23 protein-coding genes are annotated in these 20,555 nt (G+C 48.4%); 10 read left to right on the forward strand and 13 right to left on the reverse strand.

Going from position 1 to position 20,555, the window contains the following annotated elements:
- The first annotated feature begins 93 nt into the window (after positions 1–93).
- The 3 genes from JSN25_RS16540 to ttcA all read left to right on the forward strand — a co-directional run bounded on the left by JSN25_RS16540 (position 94) and on the right by ttcA (position 1,955).
- Positions 94–306, forward strand: coding sequence for a KTSC domain-containing protein (locus JSN25_RS16540; RefSeq protein ID WP_069324961.1), 213 nt, complete (start codon positions 94–96; stop codon positions 304–306).
- 81 nt (positions 307–387) lie between these two features.
- Positions 388–822, forward strand: a complete 435-nt coding sequence (gene uspF / locus JSN25_RS16545; RefSeq protein ID WP_085048138.1) for a universal stress protein UspF — start codon at positions 388–390, stop codon at positions 820–822.
- Between the two features lie 197 nt (positions 823–1,019).
- A complete protein-coding gene (gene ttcA, locus JSN25_RS16550) occupies positions 1,020–1,955 on the forward strand; it encodes a tRNA 2-thiocytidine(32) synthetase TtcA (protein WP_038640822.1) in 936 nt (311 codons plus the stop codon).
- 48 nt (positions 1,956–2,003) lie between these two features.
- On the opposite strand, the gene dbpA is transcribed toward ttcA, so the two are convergent.
- The 4 genes from dbpA to JSN25_RS16570 all read right to left on the reverse strand — a co-directional run bounded on the left by dbpA (position 2,004) and on the right by JSN25_RS16570 (position 6,110).
- Positions 2,004–3,377: an ATP-dependent RNA helicase DbpA gene (dbpA, locus tag JSN25_RS16555; RefSeq protein WP_204525150.1), complete on the reverse strand. Its 1,374-nt coding sequence runs from the start codon at positions 3,375–3,377 to the stop codon at positions 2,004–2,006.
- Between the two features lie 28 nt (positions 3,378–3,405).
- Positions 3,406–3,588: a proline-rich small protein YnaL gene (ynaL, locus tag JSN25_RS16560; protein ID WP_071888136.1), complete on the reverse strand. Its 183-nt coding sequence runs from the start codon at positions 3,586–3,588 to the stop codon at positions 3,406–3,408.
- 274 nt (positions 3,589–3,862) lie between these two features.
- The gene (zntB, locus tag JSN25_RS16565; protein ID WP_038640826.1) at positions 3,863–4,846 is read right to left on the reverse strand and encodes a zinc transporter ZntB; all 984 of its coding nucleotides are present in this window, start codon (positions 4,844–4,846) and stop codon (positions 3,863–3,865) included.
- Between the two features lie 154 nt (positions 4,847–5,000).
- Entirely contained in the window at positions 5,001–6,110 is a 1,110-nt protein-coding gene (locus JSN25_RS16570; RefSeq protein WP_204525735.1) for a methyl-accepting chemotaxis protein, read from the reverse strand.
- Between the two features lie 713 nt (positions 6,111–6,823).
- Here JSN25_RS16570 and JSN25_RS16575 point away from each other — a divergent pair.
- Positions 6,824–8,056 (forward strand): sensor domain-containing diguanylate cyclase, encoded by a 1,233-nt coding sequence (locus JSN25_RS16575; RefSeq protein WP_204525151.1) that lies wholly within the window; start codon positions 6,824–6,826, stop codon positions 8,054–8,056.
- A 12-nt stretch (positions 8,057–8,068) separates the two neighbouring features.
- Here JSN25_RS16575 and smrA read toward each other — a convergent pair whose 3' ends face one another.
- Positions 8,069–8,632 (reverse strand): DNA endonuclease SmrA, encoded by a 564-nt coding sequence (gene smrA, locus JSN25_RS16580; protein WP_137347875.1) that lies wholly within the window; start codon positions 8,630–8,632, stop codon positions 8,069–8,071.
- A 213-nt stretch (positions 8,633–8,845) separates the two neighbouring features.
- On the opposite strand from smrA, the gene ogt reads away from it, so the two are divergent.
- From ogt to uspE, 3 genes are all read left to right on the forward strand, one after another.
- Positions 8,846–9,361 carry a methylated-DNA--[protein]-cysteine S-methyltransferase gene (ogt, locus tag JSN25_RS16585; RefSeq protein WP_137347874.1) on the forward strand — a complete coding sequence of 172 codons (516 nt, stop codon included), beginning with the start codon at positions 8,846–8,848 and terminating at the stop codon, positions 9,359–9,361.
- Between the two features lie 194 nt (positions 9,362–9,555).
- Positions 9,556–10,308 carry a fumarate/nitrate reduction transcriptional regulator Fnr gene (gene fnr, locus JSN25_RS16590; protein ID WP_003020397.1) on the forward strand — a complete coding sequence of 251 codons (753 nt, stop codon included), beginning with the start codon at positions 9,556–9,558 and terminating at the stop codon, positions 10,306–10,308.
- 151 nt (positions 10,309–10,459) lie between these two features.
- Complete coding sequence (uspE, locus tag JSN25_RS16595) at positions 10,460–11,410, forward strand: universal stress protein UspE (protein ID WP_038640838.1); 951 nt, start codon at positions 10,460–10,462, stop codon at positions 11,408–11,410.
- Between the two features lie 47 nt (positions 11,411–11,457).
- On the opposite strand, the gene JSN25_RS16600 is transcribed toward uspE, so the two are convergent.
- On the reverse strand, positions 11,458–11,718 hold the full coding sequence (locus JSN25_RS16600) for a DUF2534 family protein (protein ID WP_038640840.1): 261 nt from the start codon (positions 11,716–11,718) through the stop codon (positions 11,458–11,460).
- 244 nt (positions 11,719–11,962) lie between these two features.
- Here JSN25_RS16600 and JSN25_RS16605 point away from each other — a divergent pair, with 244 nt between their 5' ends.
- The gene (locus JSN25_RS16605) at positions 11,963–12,994 is read left to right on the forward strand and encodes a mechanosensitive ion channel family protein (protein WP_087856154.1); all 1,032 of its coding nucleotides are present in this window, start codon (positions 11,963–11,965) and stop codon (positions 12,992–12,994) included.
- A gap of 38 nt (positions 12,995–13,032) precedes the next feature.
- Here JSN25_RS16605 and JSN25_RS16610 read toward each other — a convergent pair whose 3' ends face one another.
- The 3 genes from JSN25_RS16610 to JSN25_RS16620 form a co-directional block, all read right to left on the reverse strand.
- Complete coding sequence (locus tag JSN25_RS16610) at positions 13,033–14,085, reverse strand: NAD(P)-dependent alcohol dehydrogenase (RefSeq protein ID WP_085048132.1); 1,053 nt, start codon at positions 14,083–14,085, stop codon at positions 13,033–13,035.
- A 29-nt stretch (positions 14,086–14,114) separates the two neighbouring features.
- Positions 14,115–14,795, reverse strand: coding sequence for a carboxymuconolactone decarboxylase family protein (locus tag JSN25_RS16615; RefSeq protein ID WP_267911822.1), 681 nt, complete (start codon positions 14,793–14,795; stop codon positions 14,115–14,117).
- Positions 14,796–14,915: 120 nt separating this feature from the next.
- On the reverse strand, positions 14,916–15,299 hold the full coding sequence (locus tag JSN25_RS16620; RefSeq protein WP_085048130.1) for a VOC family protein: 384 nt from the start codon (positions 15,297–15,299) through the stop codon (positions 14,916–14,918).
- Between the two features lie 117 nt (positions 15,300–15,416).
- Here JSN25_RS16620 and JSN25_RS16625 point away from each other — a divergent pair, with 117 nt between their 5' ends.
- Positions 15,417–16,187, forward strand: coding sequence for a DeoR/GlpR family DNA-binding transcription regulator (locus tag JSN25_RS16625; RefSeq protein WP_204525153.1), 771 nt, complete (start codon positions 15,417–15,419; stop codon positions 16,185–16,187).
- Between the two features lie 26 nt (positions 16,188–16,213).
- Here JSN25_RS16625 and JSN25_RS16630 read toward each other — a convergent pair whose 3' ends face one another.
- Complete coding sequence (locus JSN25_RS16630; RefSeq protein ID WP_137347870.1) at positions 16,214–16,483, reverse strand: Rho-binding antiterminator; 270 nt, start codon at positions 16,481–16,483, stop codon at positions 16,214–16,216.
- A 66-nt stretch (positions 16,484–16,549) separates the two neighbouring features.
- Positions 16,550–16,780: a glutaredoxin family protein gene (locus JSN25_RS16635; RefSeq protein WP_087856150.1), complete on the reverse strand. Its 231-nt coding sequence runs from the start codon at positions 16,778–16,780 to the stop codon at positions 16,550–16,552.
- Positions 16,781–16,896: 116 nt separating this feature from the next.
- Here JSN25_RS16635 and JSN25_RS16640 point away from each other — a divergent pair, with 116 nt between their 5' ends.
- Positions 16,897–17,460 carry a MarR family winged helix-turn-helix transcriptional regulator gene (locus JSN25_RS16640; RefSeq protein ID WP_199967413.1) on the forward strand — a complete coding sequence of 188 codons (564 nt, stop codon included), beginning with the start codon at positions 16,897–16,899 and terminating at the stop codon, positions 17,458–17,460.
- Positions 17,461–17,545: 85 nt separating this feature from the next.
- On the opposite strand, the gene JSN25_RS16645 is transcribed toward JSN25_RS16640, so the two are convergent.
- Both JSN25_RS16645 and JSN25_RS16650 read right to left on the reverse strand, forming a co-directional pair.
- Positions 17,546–18,415 carry an aldo/keto reductase gene (locus tag JSN25_RS16645; protein WP_085048126.1) on the reverse strand — a complete coding sequence of 290 codons (870 nt, stop codon included), beginning with the start codon at positions 18,413–18,415 and terminating at the stop codon, positions 17,546–17,548.
- A 405-nt stretch (positions 18,416–18,820) separates the two neighbouring features.
- Complete coding sequence (locus tag JSN25_RS16650) at positions 18,821–20,230, reverse strand: hypothetical protein (protein ID WP_085048125.1); 1,410 nt, start codon at positions 20,228–20,230, stop codon at positions 18,821–18,823.
- Positions 20,231–20,555 lie beyond the last annotated feature (325 nt).

Genomic DNA, 20,555 nt, shown 5'->3' on the forward strand with positions numbered 1-20,555 from the left:
TTTATCCAGATCAAAACATTATATCTGTTGCTTCAAAACACATCCCTGATAGATGATATATTGCATAAAGACCTGTAGTAGAGGATACCTGCAATGAATCATCACCCTGTAAAATCATCCCGTATTGCATCCGTCGGTTATGACGAATCCTCCTGCACGCTTGAAATTCGCTTTCATCAATTGTCTACGCTGCAATACCAGCATGTGCCTGCCCGTATTTTTCGTGATTTCCTGAGCGTAGTCTCTAAAGGTCGATTTTATGATGGGGTAATAAAAGGAAAATTCCCTGAAATCAAAATAAAGTGATGCCAAAATGTGATCTTTGTCATTGTACATAAAGTGCCATTACGCGGTAAGCTTTAGATGGATACTTAAACAGGAGGTTTTATGAACAGAACGATTCTTGTACCCATCGATATTTCAGACTCAGAATTAACTCAACGCGTTATTGCCCATGTTGAAGCAGAAGCAAAAATTGACGATGCGCAGGTCCATTTTTTGACCGTTATTCCGTCACTGCCCTATTACGCTTCCCTGGGACTGGCCTACTCGGCAGAGTTGCCGGCCATGGACGATCTGAAAGCCGAAGCGAAATCTCAACTGGAAGAGATTATCAAGAAGTTCAATATCCCAACGGACAGAGTGCACGTTCATGTCGCGGAAGGTGCGCCGAAAGATAAAATTCTGGAGATGGCTAAAAAATTACCGGCTGATATGGTCGTTATCGCTTCTCACCGACCTGACATCACCACTTACCTGCTGGGTTCTAACGCCGCGGCCGTGGTGCGTCATGCTGAGTGTTCAGTTCTGGTTGTCCGCTAAGCTGTCTGGCCCGCACATCGTGGCGGGCTTTTTGTTTTCCCCTTCATACCCTTCGATTCCTGTCCTAAATGTGCTGACATTTTTCCCGCTTATCCGTACCATACACGCCACGGTTTTTATATCAGACTTCTTTTGCCGGACTATCCGGCGTGATGCATACTCTTCTGATGCCACACTATGAATTGAGCCTCTATTAAATGTCGCAAAATCAAGATATTAGCAAGAAAGAACAATACAACCTGAACAAATTGCAAAAACGTCTGCGTCGCAACGTGGGCGAAGCGATTGCCGACTTCAATATGATCGAAGACGGCGATCGCATTATGGTGTGCCTTTCCGGAGGGAAAGACAGCTACACCATGCTGGAGATCCTGCGTAATTTGCAGCAAAGCGCCCCGATCAGTTTTTCCTTAGTTGCGGTTAACCTCGATCAGAAACAACCCGGCTTCCCCGAGCATATTCTGCCGGAGTATCTACAACAGTTGGGTGTTGAGTATAAAATCGTCGAAGAAAACACCTACGGGATCGTCAAAGATAAAATTCCTGAAGGCAAAACGACCTGCTCGCTCTGCTCTCGCCTGCGTCGCGGCATTCTGTACCGCACGGCAACCGAGTTAGGCGCCACCAAGATTGCGCTCGGCCACCATCGTGATGACATCCTGCAAACGCTGTTTTTAAACATGTTCTACGGCGGGAAAATGAAAGGTATGCCGCCGAAGCTGATGAGCGATGACGGTAAGCACATCGTGATCCGTCCACTGGCCTACTGCCGTGAGAAAGATATTGAACGTTTCTCCGAAGCGAAAGGTTTCCCGATTATTCCGTGTAACCTGTGCGGCTCCCAGCCTAATCTGCAACGTCAGGTCATCGCTGATATGCTGCGCGACTGGGACAAACGCTATCCGGGCCGCATTGAAACCATGTTCAGCGCAATGCAGAACGTTGTGCCTTCTCATTTGAGTGATATCAATCTGTTCGATTTTAAAGGCATTAAACACGGTTCAGAGGTGGTGGACGGTGGTGATTTAGCGTTTGACCGCGAAGAGATCCCGCTGCAACCCGCGGGCTGGCAGCCAGAAGAGGATGATACCCAACTGGATGCGCTGCGCCTGAACGTGGTGGAAGTGAAGTAACTTATCATGCCGGATAAACGGAGCGCCATCAGGCGCTCCGACGCGCATTTATTTCAATAAACGAACGCGGCAGGTCTTGCCTTTAATCTTACCGTTTTGCAATTGTTTCCATGCCTTATGCGCCACAGTCTGGCGAACAGCGACGTAAACATGCGCCGGATGGACGGCGATTTTGCCGATATCAGCGCCAGCCAGACCAATATCACCGGTCAGAGCGCCCAGAACATCGCCGGGACGCATTTTAGCCTTTTTACCGCCATCAATGCATAACGTGGCCATCTCAGCGTCCAGCGGCAGAATTGAACCATTGCCCGGCGCAGGCAACCAGTTCAGTTTTAGCTGCAGCATTTCAGCCAGGATATTGGCACGTTGCGCTTCTTCCGGCGCGCAGAAGCTAATCGCCAGACCGCTGTTGCCAGCGCGAGCGGTACGGCCAATACGATGGACATGAACTTCCGGATCCCACGCCAGTTCGAAATTAACCACCAGTTCCAGCGACTTGATATCCAGGCCACGCGCGGCCACATCGGTAGCGACCAGTACACGTGCGCTACCGTTGGCAAAACGTACCAGCGTCTGATCGCGATCGCGCTGTTCAAGATCGCCATGCAATGAGAGTGCGCTTTGCCCCGCCGCATTCAGTGCATCGCATACGGCCTGACAATCTTTTTTGGTATTACAAAAAACCACACAGGATGCAGGCTGGTGCTGGCTGAGCAATTTTTGCAGCAACGGAATTTTGCCGTGGCTGGACGTTTCAAAAAACTGCTGTTCAATGGCTGGCAGCGCATCAACCGTATCAATTTCGATCGTTAGCGGATCTTTTTGTACCCGGCCGCTGATGGCGGCAATCGCCTCCGGCCAGGTCGCAGAAAAAAGCAAGGTCTGACGTGATGCAGGCGCAAAGCGGATCACCTCATCAATCGCGTCGCTAAAACCCATATCCAGCATACGGTCGGCTTCATCCATCACCAGCGTATTCAGGGCATCCAGAGAAACGGTGCCTTTTTGCAGGTGGTCAAGTAAACGCCCCGGCGTGGCGACAATAATATGTGGCGCATGTTGCAGGAAGTCACGCTGTGCGCCAAAGGGCTGGCCGCCGCACAGGGTTAAGATCTTGGTATTGGGCAGAAAGCGCGCTAAACGACGCAGTTCCCCTGCCACCTGGTCGGCAAGTTCACGCGTTGGGCACAACACGAGAGACTGCGTCTGAAACAGCGCGGCATCAATATGCTGCAACAACCCCAGACCAAAAGCAGCCGTTTTGCCACTGCCGGTTTTAGCCTGCACGCGAACATCCCTCCCCGCCAGGATTGCCGGTAACGCAGCAGCCTGAACAGGCGTCATTTCAAGGTAACCCAGCTCGTTGAGGTTCTCGAGTTGGGCGGCAGGTAAAACATTCAGGGTTGAAAAAGCGGTCACAATTTAATCTCGCGGTAAAAACTCACATTCAGCAGGCGCGTATCCTCGCAGATCTGCGCCCGCGATGCGACAATTTAATCGGCTCCTCATCCGGTGGCGGATCCGGCATCGGCTGCGGACGAGGTAGCGGATCGGGAACAGGAACCGGGTCGGTGGGTAGCGAATCAGCGTTTGGTACTTGCCACTGTAGCATTGCAATCAGACAGGTCATATAGCCCTCCAGTCATCAGGTTGACTCTTTTAGGGTAGACGCTGATTTCCTGCAGGCAAAAAAAAGCCGACTAATCTAAGTCGGCGTCGTACGAATCAATTGTGCTATGCAGTAATTCAAAAAAGGAAGTAAGACAATATGGAGCGCAACGCCCATCGCTTGACGTTGCATTCACCTGCGAGTGAGATATTGCCCCGAATAGGTAGATGGTTTATTGACTTCGCTCAAAAACCTGGCCGTTTTCATGCGCAAAAGCCACTAAAAAATGTTGTTGTTACAACCATTTACTACGATGCAACCATAAAGTAACACCACCAATCAGGACCACTAACAGAATACAGAAAAATGAGAAACCAAACTGCCAGCCGCCGCCGGGGATACCACCGAGGTTAACGCCAAACAGTCCGGTTAAAAATGTACTGGGTAGGAAAACCATCGCCATCAAGGACATTGTATAAGTTCGGCGCGCCAGAGACTCCTGCATAACCTGCGCAATTTCGTCCGCCATGATACCGGTCCGGGCGATACAGGCGTCTATCTCATCCAGCCCTCTTCCCAGCCTGTCGGCGATATCCTGCATCCGTCGCCGATGATCGTCGGTCATCCAGGCTAAACGCTCACTCGCCAGGCGCGCATAGACATCGCGCTGAGGTGCCATATAGCGGCGCATCACAATCAGTTGCTTGCGCAGTAATGCCAGGAACCCGCGCGGGGGGATTTGCTGATCGAGCAGGTTATCTTCCAGGTCTATAATCTTGTCGTGCAGTTGCTCGATAAACTCGCTGGCATGATCGGTTAACGCATCGCAGACATCCACCAGCCAGCTACCGCAGTCAGCCGGCCCTGTACCTTCCTGGAGATCGCTGACCACATCATCCAGTGCCAGTACTTTGCGCTGGCGCGTTGAGACAATCAGACGTTCATCCATATACAAGCGCATAGCGACCAGTTGGTCAGGTCGCTCGTCGGTGCTGCCATTAATACAACGCAGCGTGATCAACGTACCTTCCCCGACTCTGCTTACACGTGGGCGCGTACTTTCACCTGCCAGCGCATCACGCACATTATTAGGAAGCAGAGGCGTGGTCGCCAGCCATTGCGCACTTTCAGAATGGGTATAATTAAGATGCAGCCAGCAGGGATGCTGAGCGTCGATAACATCGTTATTTTCCAGCGTTTTCACCCCACCACGGCCATCCAGCAGCCAGGCAAACACGGCATCCGGCACATTAACATCCGTTCCCTTAATGGCTTCCACAGCGCCTCCACAAACATTCAGCTTTTTTCGATAGTCTAGCCGTCAGAATAGGTTAAGCAATATCTCATTGTCCCATTGCGCTGAAATGATTCATAAAAGTATCTGATAACAGAAAAAGCGCCGACGAATGCGACGCTTGTGGTGAGAGATCCTGTTATGCTCGCTGGCGTATTGCAGGCTCAAGATTTTTACTTAAGCGAAATTGATGGGTTCGGGACTGGAGATCAATCACCTGGTTTTTCAGGATGCCCGAGGAATCAGAAAGCTCATCCACCATGGCGGCATTACTTTGGGTTACGTTCTCCAGTTCGGCCAGAGCATGAGTGATCCTGATAATCCCTTTCTCCTGCTCCTGGGTAGTCGTTAATATCTCGCCCATCAACTGGTTTAATTGTCCGGCGCCCCCGACGATATCCTGCATATTTTTTTCTGCTTCGCGTACGATAGCCGCGCCTTGCTGAACATTTTGATGGGTTTGGGCAATCAGCTGTTTAATATTTTTAGCTGCATCTGCGCTGCGGTGCGCCAGCTTCCTTACTTCACCAGCCACCACGGAAAACCCTTTTCCATGCTCCCCGGCCCTCGCCGCTTCCACCGCTGCATTCAATGCCAGAATATTTGTCTGGAATGCGATACCATCTATCAGCGTAATAATTTCGGTCATCTGCTCCGCGCATTCGGTGATTGAACGCATATTTGCCGCCACCTGCACCATTAATTCGCCTCCCTGTCGGGCGCACTGCGTAGCAATTGTCGCCTGGGCGCTGGCTATTTGCGTGCTATCAGCATTATTTCGCGTATTCACCGCGATCTCATCCATGTTGGCAGCCGTCTGCATTAATGCTCCGGATTGCTGTTCTGTTTTCACTAAAAGCTCAGCGCTGCGTTCTGCAAGCTGTTCTGAGAGCGCCATCGCCGTTTGTGAGGATATCCTGATCTCATTCACAAGTGTTGAAATATTACTTGATAAGCTATTGATGCCTGGTATAAGTCTACCCGCGCAGTTATTACCAAATTCTGGAATGCTGATCGCCAGATTTCCGGACGTAACCTCTTCAATACTTCTTTTAACCGTATTAATCGGCATCACCAGATATTTGGTCATATACCACCACAGACATAATAGAGAAATAAAGCTTACCAAATTGCTGCCAATAATAACATCAATACCGGCTGCAAGTATTATCTCCACCACATTAAGAGCCACTGCTGTTATTACCAGAAATAAAACAATAAAAGTCCTGACGCTAATATTATTTAACATTTTAGCCCTGTTTACCAAGAAAATGAGGTGAATATTATTTTTTATAGCACCTGCCATGCAAATTGCCATTACCCTGATACGAAAGGCGAATATTCAATAAGAGTCAGCAGCCCTTTCACTTAAATCACAGAATGATGCTGATTATTTGCCTTAATCTGGTGGTTTGTTCTACCAAAAATGATTGCCAGGCTTGTTATCAGATTATTGTGATGGTGAGCACGCAGAGAATACAAAATGTACAGAATTATAATTAGCATGAATACTTATATAAGCATTACCGCATTAATATCAATATTTTCATGTTCTAACTAATACGCATTGTAAAAGCATGAGTACAGCAAGGTGGCGATCTCTGGCCGACGTTGATCTACCTTCTGGCGGGTATCTGGTGGCGCGACAGTGTGTATGGGGATCACCATTTTTGTTGATGATTCCAGAGCCATTCATTCAAATATATTGATGATTAAATCACGTCCAGCACTGACATTAAAAATTGAAAGTCTATTTGCCAAAGATTTTAGCGATAACAGTAAAAATACCAAAATAGTGTCTACTATTATTGGCATAGCCTGTAGCATGAATGGATAACAACATCAGACAAAAGCCAGTTGTACCCCCTTGTCTCACCGACAATGAATAACATTATGAGACGGTAATATAAAAACATTCGCCATTAAATGGGCAACACAGCAGATAAGATAACGGGATTATCGATGAGTATAACCGCGCTGCACTCACTGGACTTATTAACTCTTCCGGTGTGGATTGTTTCACCACATACCGAAGAACTTGTGTTCGCTAATACCGTTGCACGGGAGCTAATGCAGGATTCCTGTTTTGCTACACTGCGAAAAGGCATATTCTCGACATATGCCCAAAATGATTTAACCATGTATCTCAGTGACTTGAAAAATCATCACCCTATTGTGGAAATTCTCACGGTTTATCGCAACGGTGAAGAAATCGCGATGGCCAGCCGCCTGTCCATTAAGTCGCTCCCGGATATGGGGGACATCATTATTTTCGAAGGCATTGAAACACCGACCGCGCAGGGATTGAAAGCCAGTCGTTCTGCGAACTATCAGCGAAACAAGCAGGGATTTTACGCGCGCTTCTTCCAGACCAATGCGGCGCCGATGTTACTTATCGATCCGTCCCGCGATGGTTTGATCGTCGATGCGAATCTCAGCGCACTGAATTTTTATGGTTACAGCCATGATGTGATGTGCCAGAAACATACATGGGAAATCAACATGTTGGGCCGTCATATCCTACCGGTGATGCATGAAATCGCCCATCTGCCCGGCGGTCATAAGCCATTGCATTTTGTCCATAAGCTTGCAGATGGCTCCTTACGTCACGTGCAAACTTATGCCGGACCGATCGAAATCTACAGCAATAAGCTCATGCTGTGCATTATTCATGACATTACCGAACAAAAAAGGCTGGAGCAGGAACTCGAACAAGCGGCCCTGCGTGACGCCCTGACCGGATTACTGAACCGCCGACATTTTTATCAGGTAACCGAACCACAACAGACGCACGCAATGTCATTGACGCAGGACTACAGCCTGCTATTAATCGACACCGATCGCTTTAAAAGCATTAACGATCTCTTCGGTCATTTAAGAGGTGACGATGTGCTTTGCGCTCTGGCGCGAACGCTGGAGTCCTGCGCGAGAAAGGACGACCTGATTTTTCGCTGGGGAGGTGAAGAGTTTGTACTCCTTCTGCCGCGAACCTCACTGGAGGTTGCCCTTAATCTCGCAGAAGTAATACGCGCGGCGGTGGCCAAGGTGACGCTTCCTGGCCTTCCCCGCTTTACCGTCAGCATTGGCGTTGCGCGGCACGAAACGAATGAAAGCATCGATGAGCTATTCAAACGCGTTGACGACGCGCTGTACAAAGCCAAAAACGAAGGGCGGAACCGGGTGCTGGCCGCCTGATGTTTATGTCGGTCAGCGACTGCGCTTAGCGTGACGCTCCCAGTTCTCCTGTTTTGCCTGCGCGGTTTTACGTAATGCCACATAGCATGCTCCGCTGCCGCCGTGATGCGGCAGTGCGGCGCAGTAGGCTTGTACATCTTCAAATTCCGTCAGCCAACGCGCTACATAGCTGCGAACAATGTTGGCATGAGAATTATCGTCGCGCCCCTTGCCGTGTATCACCAACACGTTACGCAATCCTTCTTGCTGCGCCTGCAGAATAAAACTGAAGAGCATCTGACGACAGGTTTCAACGGGCTGACGGACGAGATTGAGACTCGCCTGCTGCGGATATTTACCGGTTCGTAGTTTGTCAGTCACACCGTGCTGCAAACCTTCGCGGCGAAACTCCAATGGTACGCTCAACGGGACAATATCGAGAAAACCCGTTGAGAGAAAATTATCCAATTGCAGCGTATCAATACGAGCCGGAGCGCGGAGATTGCGCGTGGGCTGCCAGTGCACCTCGGTGCGGTTTTTCAGCGGTTGAACATCCCCCATCGCGTCAAGAAACAACGATGCGTCATCAAGGTTCATGTTTCATCCTCCAGCGTATTGCGACGGCTCTTATCATAACCGTGCACTATTATACCGACAACGGTTTACGATTATTTCCAATAATTCACCAGGTTCACGCAGTGGAAGCGATCTACTTCCAACAAACGGATATCCATTTTAGAGGTATAGCTGCGACGATAACTGGCGTGATAATGTGTCATCTTGCCTGTAATGTTGCAATGAGAGAAACGGATGCTGAACTTACTGGAAGACACCATCGCCACGCCGCTGGGCCCGCTGTGGATCATTTGCGATGAGCAATTTCGTCTGCGCGCGGTCGAATGGGATCAACACAGCGATCGTATGGTGCAGTTGCTGGACATTCATTACCGCACTGAAGGTTATCAGCGTATCGCTGCCAAAAACCCCGGTGGATTAAGTGATAAGCTGGCTGAATATTTTGCCGGAAACCTTAGTATTATTGACACGCTGGAAACCGCCACCGCGGGTACCCCCTTCCAGCGTGAAGTCTGGCAAGCGTTACGTACCATTCCCTGTGGACAAGTCATGCATTATGGTCAACTGGCCGAACAACTGGGACGCCCTGGCGCTGCCAGAGCCGTCGGAGCGGCGAATGGGTCAAACCCGGTAAGTATTGTCGTGCCTTGTCATCGCGTCATTGGGCGTAACGGTACTATGACTGGATATGCCGGCGGTGTGCAGCGAAAAGAGTGGCTATTGCGTCATGAAGGCTATTTACTACTCTAGAATCCAGGCAATTAATGCCTTATTCATCACACTTCCACATAATACAGCCTTAAATAAAGTACGGTTAATCAGGTAGATACAAACATTCAACCCAGTTATGCCTGAATTATTCTCTATTGGGAGTAGCTCAGGCTTACGTGCTCACCAAAAAGATGTTAAAATTGACAAATATCAATTACGGCTTGAGCAGACCTATGATCCCGGAAAAGCGAATTATACGGCGCATTCAGTCTGGCGGTTGTGCTATCCATTGCCAGGATTGCAGCATCAGCCAGCTTTGCATCCCGTTCACACTTAACGAGCATGAGCTTGACCAGCTCGATAACATCATCGAGCGCAAAAAGCCTATCCAAAAGGGGCAGACGCTCTTTAAAGCAGGTGATGAACTTAAATCACTCTATGCTATCCGCTCCGGAACGATTAAAAGCTATACCATTACCGAGCAAGGCGATGAGCAAATCACCGGTTTCCATCTGGCAGGTGACCTGGTAGGTTTTGACGCGATTGGCAGCGGCCATCACCCGAGCTTTGCCCAGGCTCTGGAAACCTCAATGGTATGTGAGATTCCTTTCGAAACTCTGGATGACCTGTCCGGCAAAATGCCGAATCTGCGTCAACAGATGATGCGTCTGATGAGTGGCGAAATCAAAGGCGACCAGGACATGATCCTGCTGTTGTCGAAGAAAAACGCTGAAGAGCGCCTGGCGGCCTTTATTTACAATTTGTCCCGCCGCTTCGCCCAGCGTGGATTCTCGCCTCGTGAATTCCGTCTGACCATGACTCGTGGCGACATCGGTAACTACCTCGGTCTGACGGTTGAAACTATTAGCCGCCTGCTGGGGCGTTTCCAGAAAAGCGGTATGCTGGCGGTAAAAGGCAAATACATCACTATTGAGAATAGCGATGCGCTGGCAGTTCTTGCTGGCCACACGCGTAACGTTGCGTAATCGTTCTGCAAGTATCTCTGTTATCCTTCTGTCAAATCACTAAATTTTCCCGATTTATTGATCTGGCAGGAGGTTCTCCCCTGTTTCAATCCACATTATTGGGTTACTCTTTTAATTACAAACTGCGATGACAGTTGTAAGGAGACCCTGTATGGCTATGTATAAAAATATGCTGGTCGTCATCGACCCTAACCAGGACGATCAACCAGCATTACGGCGAGCTGTTTATTTGCATCAACGGATTGGTGGCAAAATTAAAGCCTTTTTGCCGATCTATGACTTTTCCTATGAGATGACTACCCTGCTGTCGCCCGATGAGCGTACAGCAATGCGTCAGGGTGTCATCAGCCAGCGAACAGCGTGGATTCGTGAACAAGCGAAATACTACATCGAAGCAGGGATCCCTATTGAGATCAAAGTGGTCTGGCACAACCGTCCCTTTGAAGCCATCATCCAGGAAGTCATTAGCGCCAGGCATGACCTGGTGCTAAAAATGGCGCACCAACACGACCGTCTGGAAGCCGTGATTTTCACTCCGACCGACTGGCATTTATTGCGTAAATGTCCAAGCCCGGTGTGGATGGTTAAAGACCAGCCGTGGCCTGAAGGCGGTAAAGCGCTGGTTGCGGTGAACCTCGCCAGTGAAGAGGCCTATCACAACGCGCTTAATGAAAAACTGGTCAAAGAAACGCTGCAACTGGCGGAACAGGTTAACCATACCGAAGTGCATCTGGTTGGCGCCTACCCTGTTACCCCCATAAACATTGCGATTGAGCTCCCTGAATTTGATCCCAGCGTATATAACGATGCAATCCGTGGACAGCATCTGCTGGCAATGAAGGCATTACGCCAGAAATTCAGTATCGATGAGAAAGTAACGCACGTTGAAAAAGGATTGCCTGAAGAGGTTATTCCTGATTTAGCCGAACACTTACAGGCGGGCATCGTGGTCCTGGGTACCGTCGGACGTACCGGTATCTCTGCTGCATTCCTCGGTAATACTGCTGAGCAGGTTATCGATCATCTACGCTGTGACCTGCTGGTTATCAAGCCGGATCAGTATCAGACGCCAGTTGAACTGGATGACGACGAAGACGACTAACCACACCATACAATGCCGGATGGATATTCATCCGGCATGACAAACACTTAGTGTTTCTCGTCGCCACCAAGGAAATAGATGCCCAGCGGGATGGCCAGCAGAATGGTAAACACCATGCTGTAGACACAAATCATTGCAGATTGAATGGCATACATTGAGGCGGTCCAGTCGGATAGCGGAATGTCATACTGTTCAATAACGCCGCCGATCGTCGCTCGCGTGACTACCGACGCTGCGATAATAAACACTCCAAGCAGGCACAACAAAAACTTTCGTCCCTTCGCTGTCTTCAGCTTAGCCATGATCATAGTACTGTCCTTTTGCAGATGAAAATCTTGTTACTTTGCGCTAACAATACCATGACATCAGCTTACTGTCTGCTACATAACGCCCCTTCATCAGTGACGCCTGCGTGATTGCGCTGAAAATAGCGCTGATTGCATTATTTCTCTCGCCCTTTGATTAATGATCTGAGCGCCAAAACTGCGTAAAATATCCGATGAGCGGGATGTCAGATGATATTTAGCAACCACGGAGCTGCCTGGAAGGATCATGATCGCTGAACTGTTTATGAATAATGCGTTTAATTTGACGGTAATTCTCAGTTGCTTTACCGCACTGGTGCTGATGAGCGTTTGGTTTCACCGTGGTGAAAGACGTTGCAAAGGGTTCATATTTCATGCGGCACAATTTTTCGTCTATGCCATTATCATTGGAACCTTCGGCAGTATTGCCAATAACGTGATCGAGAGTTACGACCTGAAATTTATCTCTCCCAGCGTAGTCGATTTTATCTGCACCTCGTTAATTGCGCTGATTCTGACAATCAAACTTTTTCTGGTGATTAATCAGTTTGAAAAGACGCAGATTAATAAAGGCAGAGATATTACCAGCGCGAGGATCCTGTCGCGGATCATTAAGATTACCATCGTGGTCGCCATCATTTTGCTGTATGGCGAACATTTCGGCATGAGCTTATCGGGTCTGCTAACCTTTGGCGGCATCGGTGGTATCGCTGTAGGTATGGCAGGTAAAGACATTCTGAGCAATTTTTTCTCCGGCATTATGCTCTATTTCGACAGACCGTTTAGCATCGGTGACTGGATCCGTTCCCCGGACCGTAATATTGAAGGCACAGTGACAGAAATTGGCTGGCGAATGACCAAAATAAACACCTTCGATCATCGCCCCTTGTACGTCCCAAACTCGATTTTCTCCTCAATCAGCGTAGAAAATCCAGGGCGTATGACCAACAGAAGAATCAAAACGGTGATCGGATTGCGATATGAAGATGCCGATAAAATTGGGGCAGTTGTCGAGGCGGTCAGACAAATGCTGCAAAATCATCCGGGGATAGACCAGAAACAAACTCTACTGGTCTATTTCAATGAATTTGCTGATTCATCGTTAAATATCATGGTGTACTGCTTCACGAAAACTACCGTATGGCAGGAATGGCTTGCGGTACAACAGGACGTTTATTTGAAAATTATTTCGATAGTCCAGACAAACGGCGCCGACTTCGCCTTCCCCAGCCAGACGCTGTATATGGATAATCCTGAAGTATCGCCATCGACACACTAGCAAACGTAAAGACGCGGAAATCCGCGTCTTTTTTAGCGTTATTTCAGCGAGGCAATATCAATCACAAAGCGGTATTTCACATCGCTTTTCAACATCCGCTGCCAGGCGCTATTAATATCCTGAATATTAATCACTTCGACATCGGCTGTAATACCGTGCTGGCCGCAAAAATCTAACATTTCCTGCGTTTCTGCAATCCCGCCGATAACCGAACCCGCGACGGATTTCCGCCCGAGAATCAGTGGAACCGTATTCAGGAAAGGATCCAATGCGCCCAGATAGCCAACCAGCACCAGCGTACCGCTTAGCGCCAACGTTGGGATATAGGGATTCAGGTCGTGGACATACGGGACAGTATCAATAATCAGATCAAACTGATTACCGGCGGCCTTCATCTGCTCAGGGTCAGTGGAAAGCACAACGTGACTGGCACCCAGACGTCTGGCATCTGCTTCTTTATCTGGCGAACGCGTGAACAGCGTAACTTCAGCCCCCAATGCGTTAGCGAGTTTGATGGCCATATGCCCGAGGCCGCCCAACCCAACAACCGCGACTTTACTGCCCTCTCCAACCTGCCAGTGACGCAGCGGCGACCATGTGGTGATCCCGGCACAAAGCAGCGGCGCCGCGCCGCGTAAATCTATCCCTTCCGGGACCTTCACAACAAACTTTTCGGTAACGACAATCTTGTCGGAATAGCCCCCGAAGGTAGGCAGGCCATCATGACGATCGATATCGTTATACGTGAGCGTGTTACCCTCTTCGCAATATTGCTCTAGCCCCTGTTCGCAGGCGCTACAGTGCTGGCATGAGTCAACCATGCAGCCAACCCCGGCGAGATCGCCTACGGCAAATTTGGTCACCGACTTCCCGACATGCACCACACGGCCAATGATTTCGTGTCCCGGCACCATCGGATACTTAGCCCCGCCCCAGTCATTATAGGCATTGTGGATATCTGAGTGACAAACACCGCTGTATAAGATATCAATCACCACGTCATCTTCGCGCGGATCGCGACGAACAAAGCTGTGTGGAACCAGATCTTCTTTCACCGCCAGAGCGGCATAACCCTTCACGTTCATGACCATTAAGATTTCCTCAGGGATTAGGTATTACCTTAAACGCGACATTCATCAACAACCGCGCGGGCATTAGTTGCTATCTCACTACCACAATGCTGTTCGAGTATTGCAATAAATTCAATGAGTTGGTCAGTGGTAATGCCGATATTCAGACAGATAGCAAAATGGCTCTTCAGTTGACTGTCCACACCGCCTAATACCGCTAACGCAGAAATCGTCGCCAGCTCCCGCATCTTCCAGTTGAGGACATCACGCTGAAAAATATCGCCAAATAAATGTGCCTTTAGCCAGACATCAATAGCAGGCGCAAAATCGAACAGCGGCCCACTGACCGGATGTCCGACGAGCTGGGTCTGGGTGCAACTCCCCGCCAGGAAACTGTCCCAGCCCTCCGTCGGCGGCGTGGCCGGATTTCCCTCTGGGTCGGTAATTCCTCTTTCTCTACGGTTTTTAACCACGGACATTAAACAAGCAAGTCCGTTCAGGCTGCGGGGGAAACCGCAGTAAGCATAGAGCTGTTGCAGAATTTCCTTCGCTTCATTGAGGGTGAGTCCCGCATCCAGCCCGGCATTTAATGCTGCATCCAGTTTTTCACTCTGACCTGTAGCGGTGAACGCGGCAATAGGTATGATTGCCTGCTGTCTGGCATCCAGTTGATGTTGCATGTTTGATTCTCCAAAATAACGCCAGCGTACTGCCGGTGGGTACTGAAACAGTAAAATTATAGAGACCCAACGCACCGATGATTAGAGGGTTAAATAAGAACGAACCTATGAACAATATTCATCAATAATCAGCCACCGATGCCATTTATCAGCAGGGAAATGTGTACAACTTTAGGCGACAATCTCAATGAAATTACCATCAGGATCTCGTATTACTGCTTCGTAATAGCCATCACCGGTAGTTCGTGGAGCAGAAATTAAAATCCCCTGTTCCTGCGCGCGTTTCGCGATGGCATCAACTTTTGCCGCGCAGCCGACAGAGAGTGCAAGGTGCACCCATCCGCAGGTGTTATTGTCTGGCTGCCATCTTGTCAGGCCCGGTTTGGTCATTATTTCAATCGCTATCTCATCACCAATACGAACAAAATAAGATTCAAATCCAGGGTTGGTTTTACTGCAGTATTTTTCGTTAATCTTGCCGTCAAAGAACGTGACCCAGAAACGCGCTTGCTGCTCGAGATCCTGTGTCCATAAAGCCATATGCGCAATCTTCATCGCGAACCTCTTCTCGTTATATTCCGAACAGTATGTTCTCAAGAATGTTGACATCGTTAATCATAATGCACGATCATGCGTGATACTGCTCGATATTTTTATTCAACTGGAGTGTTTATGCTCGATTATGCTGCTTTCCCGGAACAGCGCCAGGCGCTTATCTATCAGATCTTGCAGGAAAACGGCAGAGTCATTTGTTCCGAGCTCGCCAGTCGGTTAGGCGTTTCTGAACATACGATCCGCCGCGACCTGCATGAGCTGAGTAAAGATGGCGTGTGTAAAAAGGTTTATGGTGGCGCGGTCATTACCCTTCCTGAATCCGAAGACATCGCCGTACGCAAGAGCATTAATATGGCGAAAAAAAGCAGTATCGCGCAGAGGTGCGCCCGGTTGGTCAAATCCGGAAGCTGCATTTTTATCGACACGGGCAGCACAAATTTAGCGATGGCTGAAGCTCTGCCCGCCGAACTGGCATTAACCGTAGTGACCAACTCACCAGAGATTGCCGCCGTTTTGCTGGAAAAACCGCTGTTTGAGGTCATCATGTTGGGCGGCGCGGTGCAGAGCTCCTCGGGAGGATGTGTGGGGTCCACCGCTACCGCACAAGTGCAGAACATCTTATTCGATCAGGGTTTTATTGGCGGCTGCGCGATGTCGCCAGAATCCGGCTTAACCGGATTTGATTATGCGGATTGCGAGTTCAAAAAGGCGGTAATCAAACAGTGCAATGAAACTATCGTCGCACTGACGGCGGAAAAGATCCCGGCCGTCGCCCGTTATGTCGTCACCGAAAGCAGCAATATTGATGTGATTGTCGTGGAGGAAAATATCAGCAAAGAGTATGCCACGGCTTTCCAGGCGCATGACATTCGTATTTATACCGTATAGCAGCAGCGAATTTGTTGCGACGTTACTCAACGAAAGCTCACGACGCTAAACGTCGCCCCGGCCGTCAGCGTAGCGATCGCAGACAAACGATCCAGACGAATTTTTTGTTGGTTGTTATGGCATTCCACCAGCAGAAATTCTTCTTTATCTCTGGTGGTGCAGGTGGTCAACGCTCTGGCATCCATACACGTGCCATCGGTTAGCTCAATACGCAACCAATAATGGTACAGGCAGGCGACCTCCAGATAATCATGAAGATCGCAATCTATCGGATGGTATTTTCCCGTCGCATTCATAACGTCCCTTCCTTACAGCTCCGTATGTTCGGGAAATTGCTGATGCCACTTCCCGAACGCACCGGGTTATTTCAGCGCTTCAATGGGGGCGCCAAAATTGATATGCAGCACATTGCCGTCAATCACCAGCGCCGGAACGGACTTCACGCCAGCCAGTTCGGCTTCCGCAACCCGGCCAGGTTGTTCTCCCAGATGAATAACATCGATTGCAACATCAGAGGACAGATGCTGAAGCAGCGCCTGTTCTGCGGAAACGCAAACCGGGCAACCGGCATGATAAAAACGGGCTTTCGTCATGATGGATCTCCTTTTAAATTATAGTATCGACTCGATACTATAATTTATGCTACGCCACTTTTATGCTTTGTCAATATAGTTTTTAATCGATACTATATGTCGAGGAGGAAGTTGTTATGCACGATATGTCACTTTTCGATGTCCTGGACAGGCTTTCCAGCCTGACACGGATGTGGTTTCGCCAACATCCATTACTGGCGGATCTGCAGCCGGTACAACTCAGCGCGTTAATGTATCTGGCCCGTTGCAACCGTTATTCCAATACGCCGCTTGGCGTAACGGACTACCTCGGTCTCACCAAAGGCACCGTATCGCAATCGCTGAAGCTCCTGGAAAGCAAAGGACTGATTGTTCGCAAGCAGGATGCCCGCGATAAACGCAGCGTACATTTAAAGTTAACTGAATCAGCCGGTACGTTACTGGATGCCCTGCTCCCGCCGACGTTTTTAGTGGCAGGTGAAACGGCGATGGGTGAACGCGCGACGGTACTTAAAGAGCTACTATTTGAACTGTTACGTGGGATCCAGCGGACTAACAATGTGCCTGGCTTTGGTCTTTGCCATAGCTGTCGATTCCACCAAAAAACGGGTGGACAGGGATTTTGTAATCTGACGAAAGAGGTGTTAAGTGAAGAGGATTCGTTGCTGATTTGCCGGGAACACCAGCCCCCGGAAACCTAAAATGGCTGGCGGAAAATCACACCAGCCATTTTAACGCAGGCAAAAAAGTTGTCCGTTTTACGAGCTCGCGACGTTTTCAACACGGTCAGTCGTGGATTTTAACGCCAAGGCAGCCGCGAACGAATTCAGGATTAAAATGCTTCACCGCCTCACCCACATAGCCTAGATCCAGCGCGCTGATTTGCGCCATTTCACTATCCGTGAGTGAGAAATCCCAGATGGCAAAATTCTCTGCAATACGCTCCTGCCGGGTGGATTTAGGAATCACCGTCACGCCGCGCTGCACGTTCCAGCGCAGAACAACCTGAGCAACGGTTTTTTTGTGGGTATCCGCAATCCCCTGAAGCATTTCATCTTCATATGGTTTATGCCTCCCACCGCCTAACGGCGCCCAAGCTTCAGGCTGAACGTTGTAGCGCTTCATCGTTTCAATGGCTACAGGTTGCGCAAAGTAAGGATGCAATTCGACCTGGTTCACCATCGGCTGAATTCTGACGGTTTCACAGAAGTTAGCTAACACATGCGCATAGAAGTTGGAGACGCCAATGGCCTTCAGTTTACCGGCTTCATAAGCCTCTTCCAGAGCGCGCCAGGCGCTGAAATAATCGCCCATGGCCTGATGCAATAAATAAAGATCAAAATATTCCAGGCCCGATTTTTTCAGCGACGCCTCAATACCGGCTTTAGCCATATCGTAGTTGGCCATATCCTGGACCCACAGCTTAGAAGTGATAAATAACTCCTCGCGGGTACACAAACCTTCGGCGATGGCTTCACGAACGGCCCCACCCACGGCATCTTCATTGCTGTATACGGCTGCGGTATCGATGAGGCGGTAACCGGTGCGAATAGCGCTTAAAACCGACTGCTTACACTCTTCCTTATCGGTGACCTTAAAAACGCCAAAACCAACCATCGGCATTCTGCAGTTGTTACTTAGTACTGAGTATTCCACGGCCAAGCCCCTGTCATGTTAAAACACTATTTTAGGCCAGAAACCCCGCCGTGATTACCCAGTCATCTCTGATTTGGCCTATGCATGGCATTCATTAATACAGATGAGGTTGTTCTGTTAAAGATGAGGATAAGAAAGGATAAAGGCTGCGATATCAGCCTTTATGAACGCATCAGGACAGGACTGCTCTACGGAACCAACATGGCATATGAACCTAATTCATGGTTCCGGACATAGCCCCTTCTGGTCGACACTATAAACTCTGAGTAATGTTGTAGTCTGCATAACAGACTACAACATTCAGATGAGATCAAACTAATGATGCCACCTTAATGGTGGCACCTGATCTGTAATACGTAACCATTAGCCATCGTCTGTATCCGTTTAAAGGATCCAGATGATGGTTTACTGATTAAATCTTTCTTTAATGTGATTATCGCTTTTAACAAAAAAGTAGCACATCCCCATTACAACAAATATGAAACCGGAGCCGACGACCCAGTAACCGGGACCAAAGGCCTGGGGGTTCAGTATCATGTATATCAGGGATCCAATAGAGCAAAGCAAGACGCCTGTGCGTAAAACCCATTGGATAAGTTTTGTCTGTTCATCCTTCAGTAAATGCTGGGCAAACAACATAACAACCATAATAGCCGGAAATAATATCAAACTGACATCAAGATGCAGCATGCGGAATGCAAAACCATACTCCCCTAGTGGCACAGGGTTAGCTGAGTTATAAAGATCGGCTCGATACTCTTCCAGGAACCCCATACCTGCTACGGTAATCACTATGCTACACCATGTAAGGAAGATCCCCATAAGAGTGTACTTGCTGGATTTGTTTAGTTTGACGCCATTTTTCCCTTTTCCGAAAAGTATTGCGCCAATCAGAAGTAAACCGCCACATAAAATAAAGGTACCGATTGTAAAATCACCTAAATCAATACCAGCCACACTATGGCCTCTGGGTTCAAAGAATCCTTTTTCTGTAAATATATGAGGGATCTGTAAATGAGAACCACCGAAACCTGATACCACTAAAATAATAACAACAGCAACCAGCCCAAAAATAACCAGCCATTCACCAGTTGCTTTTATCTTTGCAGCATATCCGGATAAATATCTCCCGTATCTCCAGGTCACTGCCGACAGTATAAGACCAATGACAGCCACTACCATCATGTCAGAGTGAGAGCGTAGTAAATTGTCCTGCCATTCCGGTAGGGTATAACCAATCTTACCAGCATACCAACCTAATATTCCCAGCCAATCGCCAAAATCAAGAATGAACCCGGCTAAATCGCCAATCAGTGCGGCAATGACAGCTGTGCAGGATGCGGCTATAACCAGATAATATGTTCGTGATGACTTTAATTCTTTATTTTTTGACAGAATAAGTCCTGATAACATTGTTATCAGTATCACATCAAGCGATAAAAAAGAAAGAATTTGGTACCACAATGCAAGCTTGCTGTATTCCATAGAACGATTGATCGCACCACCACTTACACCAATTAAAATTGTGGCTATTGTGCAATAGAAAATAATTTTTTTGAATTTTCCGTCAAGACCATAAATCTGACTAACCAGTAGAGCAGTCAGACCAGCAAGACCTACAGACAAGCCATGAAAATACATTATTCTTGAGTAATCTACGGGAGTTACTCTGTCCACAAAAATAGAAAAAGGATTTGAAATAAAAACACTGCATACTGCATAAATGACCAGAATGATGAGTAGCCATTTGATTACCTGTGGCCAGCTATGTTTCCCCAGACCTGGTTCAGGTTCATAGTCCGTTGGTTTTATCATGTATGTTATCTCTGTTATGGCTTTTGCTGAGATTTTTGAATACGTGCCAGTGAGTCAAACTGACAGAGCAGTAAGACCAGTGGCTGCGTTTTCTTCTTCTTCAAATTGCCTTATTAGTCCAAATATCTTTGTATAAAGTACCTTGATCCTGGGGTTCAGCCAGTGTGATCGTCAGGATCTACCGGTCATGTTATTGGCATAATAAGGTCAACATATTGACCAAGATCTATAAATCTTTTGAAAGGTGAACCCAAAAAACGCAGATTATGTATGTATGACTCAGCAAGTCAGATACGTTAATGACAGAATAGGTATAACAATGAAA

The sequence above is a fragment of the Citrobacter cronae genome (genome assembly GCF_016893685.1).
Classification (GTDB): domain Bacteria; phylum Pseudomonadota; class Gammaproteobacteria; order Enterobacterales; family Enterobacteriaceae; genus Citrobacter; species Citrobacter werkmanii.

Coding starts and splice junctions, on each gene's coding strand:
- JSN25_RS16540 (WP_069324961.1), top strand. CDS start 94: ATGAATCATCACCCTGTAAAATCATCCCGTATTGCATCCGTCGGTTAT.
- uspF (WP_085048138.1), top strand. CDS start 388: ATGAACAGAACGATTCTTGTACCCATCGATATTTCAGACTCAGAATTA.
- ttcA (WP_038640822.1), top strand. CDS start 1,020: ATGTCGCAAAATCAAGATATTAGCAAGAAAGAACAATACAACCTGAAC.
- ynaL (WP_071888136.1), bottom strand. CDS start 3,588: ATGACCTGTCTGATTGCAATGCTACAGTGGCAAGTACCAAACGCTGAT.
- JSN25_RS16570 (WP_204525735.1), bottom strand. CDS start 6,110: ATGTTAAATAATATTAGCGTCAGGACTTTTATTGTTTTATTTCTGGTA.
- JSN25_RS16575 (WP_204525151.1), top strand. CDS start 6,824: ATGAGTATAACCGCGCTGCACTCACTGGACTTATTAACTCTTCCGGTG.
- smrA (WP_137347875.1), bottom strand. CDS start 8,632: ATGAACCTTGATGACGCATCGTTGTTTCTTGACGCGATGGGGGATGTT.
- ogt (WP_137347874.1), top strand. CDS start 8,846: ATGCTGAACTTACTGGAAGACACCATCGCCACGCCGCTGGGCCCGCTG.
- fnr (WP_003020397.1), top strand. CDS start 9,556: ATGATCCCGGAAAAGCGAATTATACGGCGCATTCAGTCTGGCGGTTGT.
- uspE (WP_038640838.1), top strand. CDS start 10,460: ATGGCTATGTATAAAAATATGCTGGTCGTCATCGACCCTAACCAGGAC.
- JSN25_RS16600 (WP_038640840.1), bottom strand. CDS start 11,718: ATGATCATGGCTAAGCTGAAGACAGCGAAGGGACGAAAGTTTTTGTTG.
- JSN25_RS16605 (WP_087856154.1), top strand. CDS start 11,963: ATGATCGCTGAACTGTTTATGAATAATGCGTTTAATTTGACGGTAATT.
- JSN25_RS16610 (WP_085048132.1), bottom strand. CDS start 14,085: ATGGTCATGAACGTGAAGGGTTATGCCGCTCTGGCGGTGAAAGAAGAT.
- JSN25_RS16620 (WP_085048130.1), bottom strand. CDS start 15,299: ATGAAGATTGCGCATATGGCTTTATGGACACAGGATCTCGAGCAGCAA.
- JSN25_RS16625 (WP_204525153.1), top strand. CDS start 15,417: ATGCTCGATTATGCTGCTTTCCCGGAACAGCGCCAGGCGCTTATCTAT.
- JSN25_RS16630 (WP_137347870.1), bottom strand. CDS start 16,483: ATGAATGCGACGGGAAAATACCATCCGATAGATTGCGATCTTCATGAT.
- JSN25_RS16635 (WP_087856150.1), bottom strand. CDS start 16,780: ATGACGAAAGCCCGTTTTTATCATGCCGGTTGCCCGGTTTGCGTTTCC.
- JSN25_RS16640 (WP_199967413.1), top strand. CDS start 16,897: ATGCACGATATGTCACTTTTCGATGTCCTGGACAGGCTTTCCAGCCTG.
- JSN25_RS16650 (WP_085048125.1), bottom strand. CDS start 20,230: ATGATAAAACCAACGGACTATGAACCTGAACCAGGTCTGGGGAAACAT.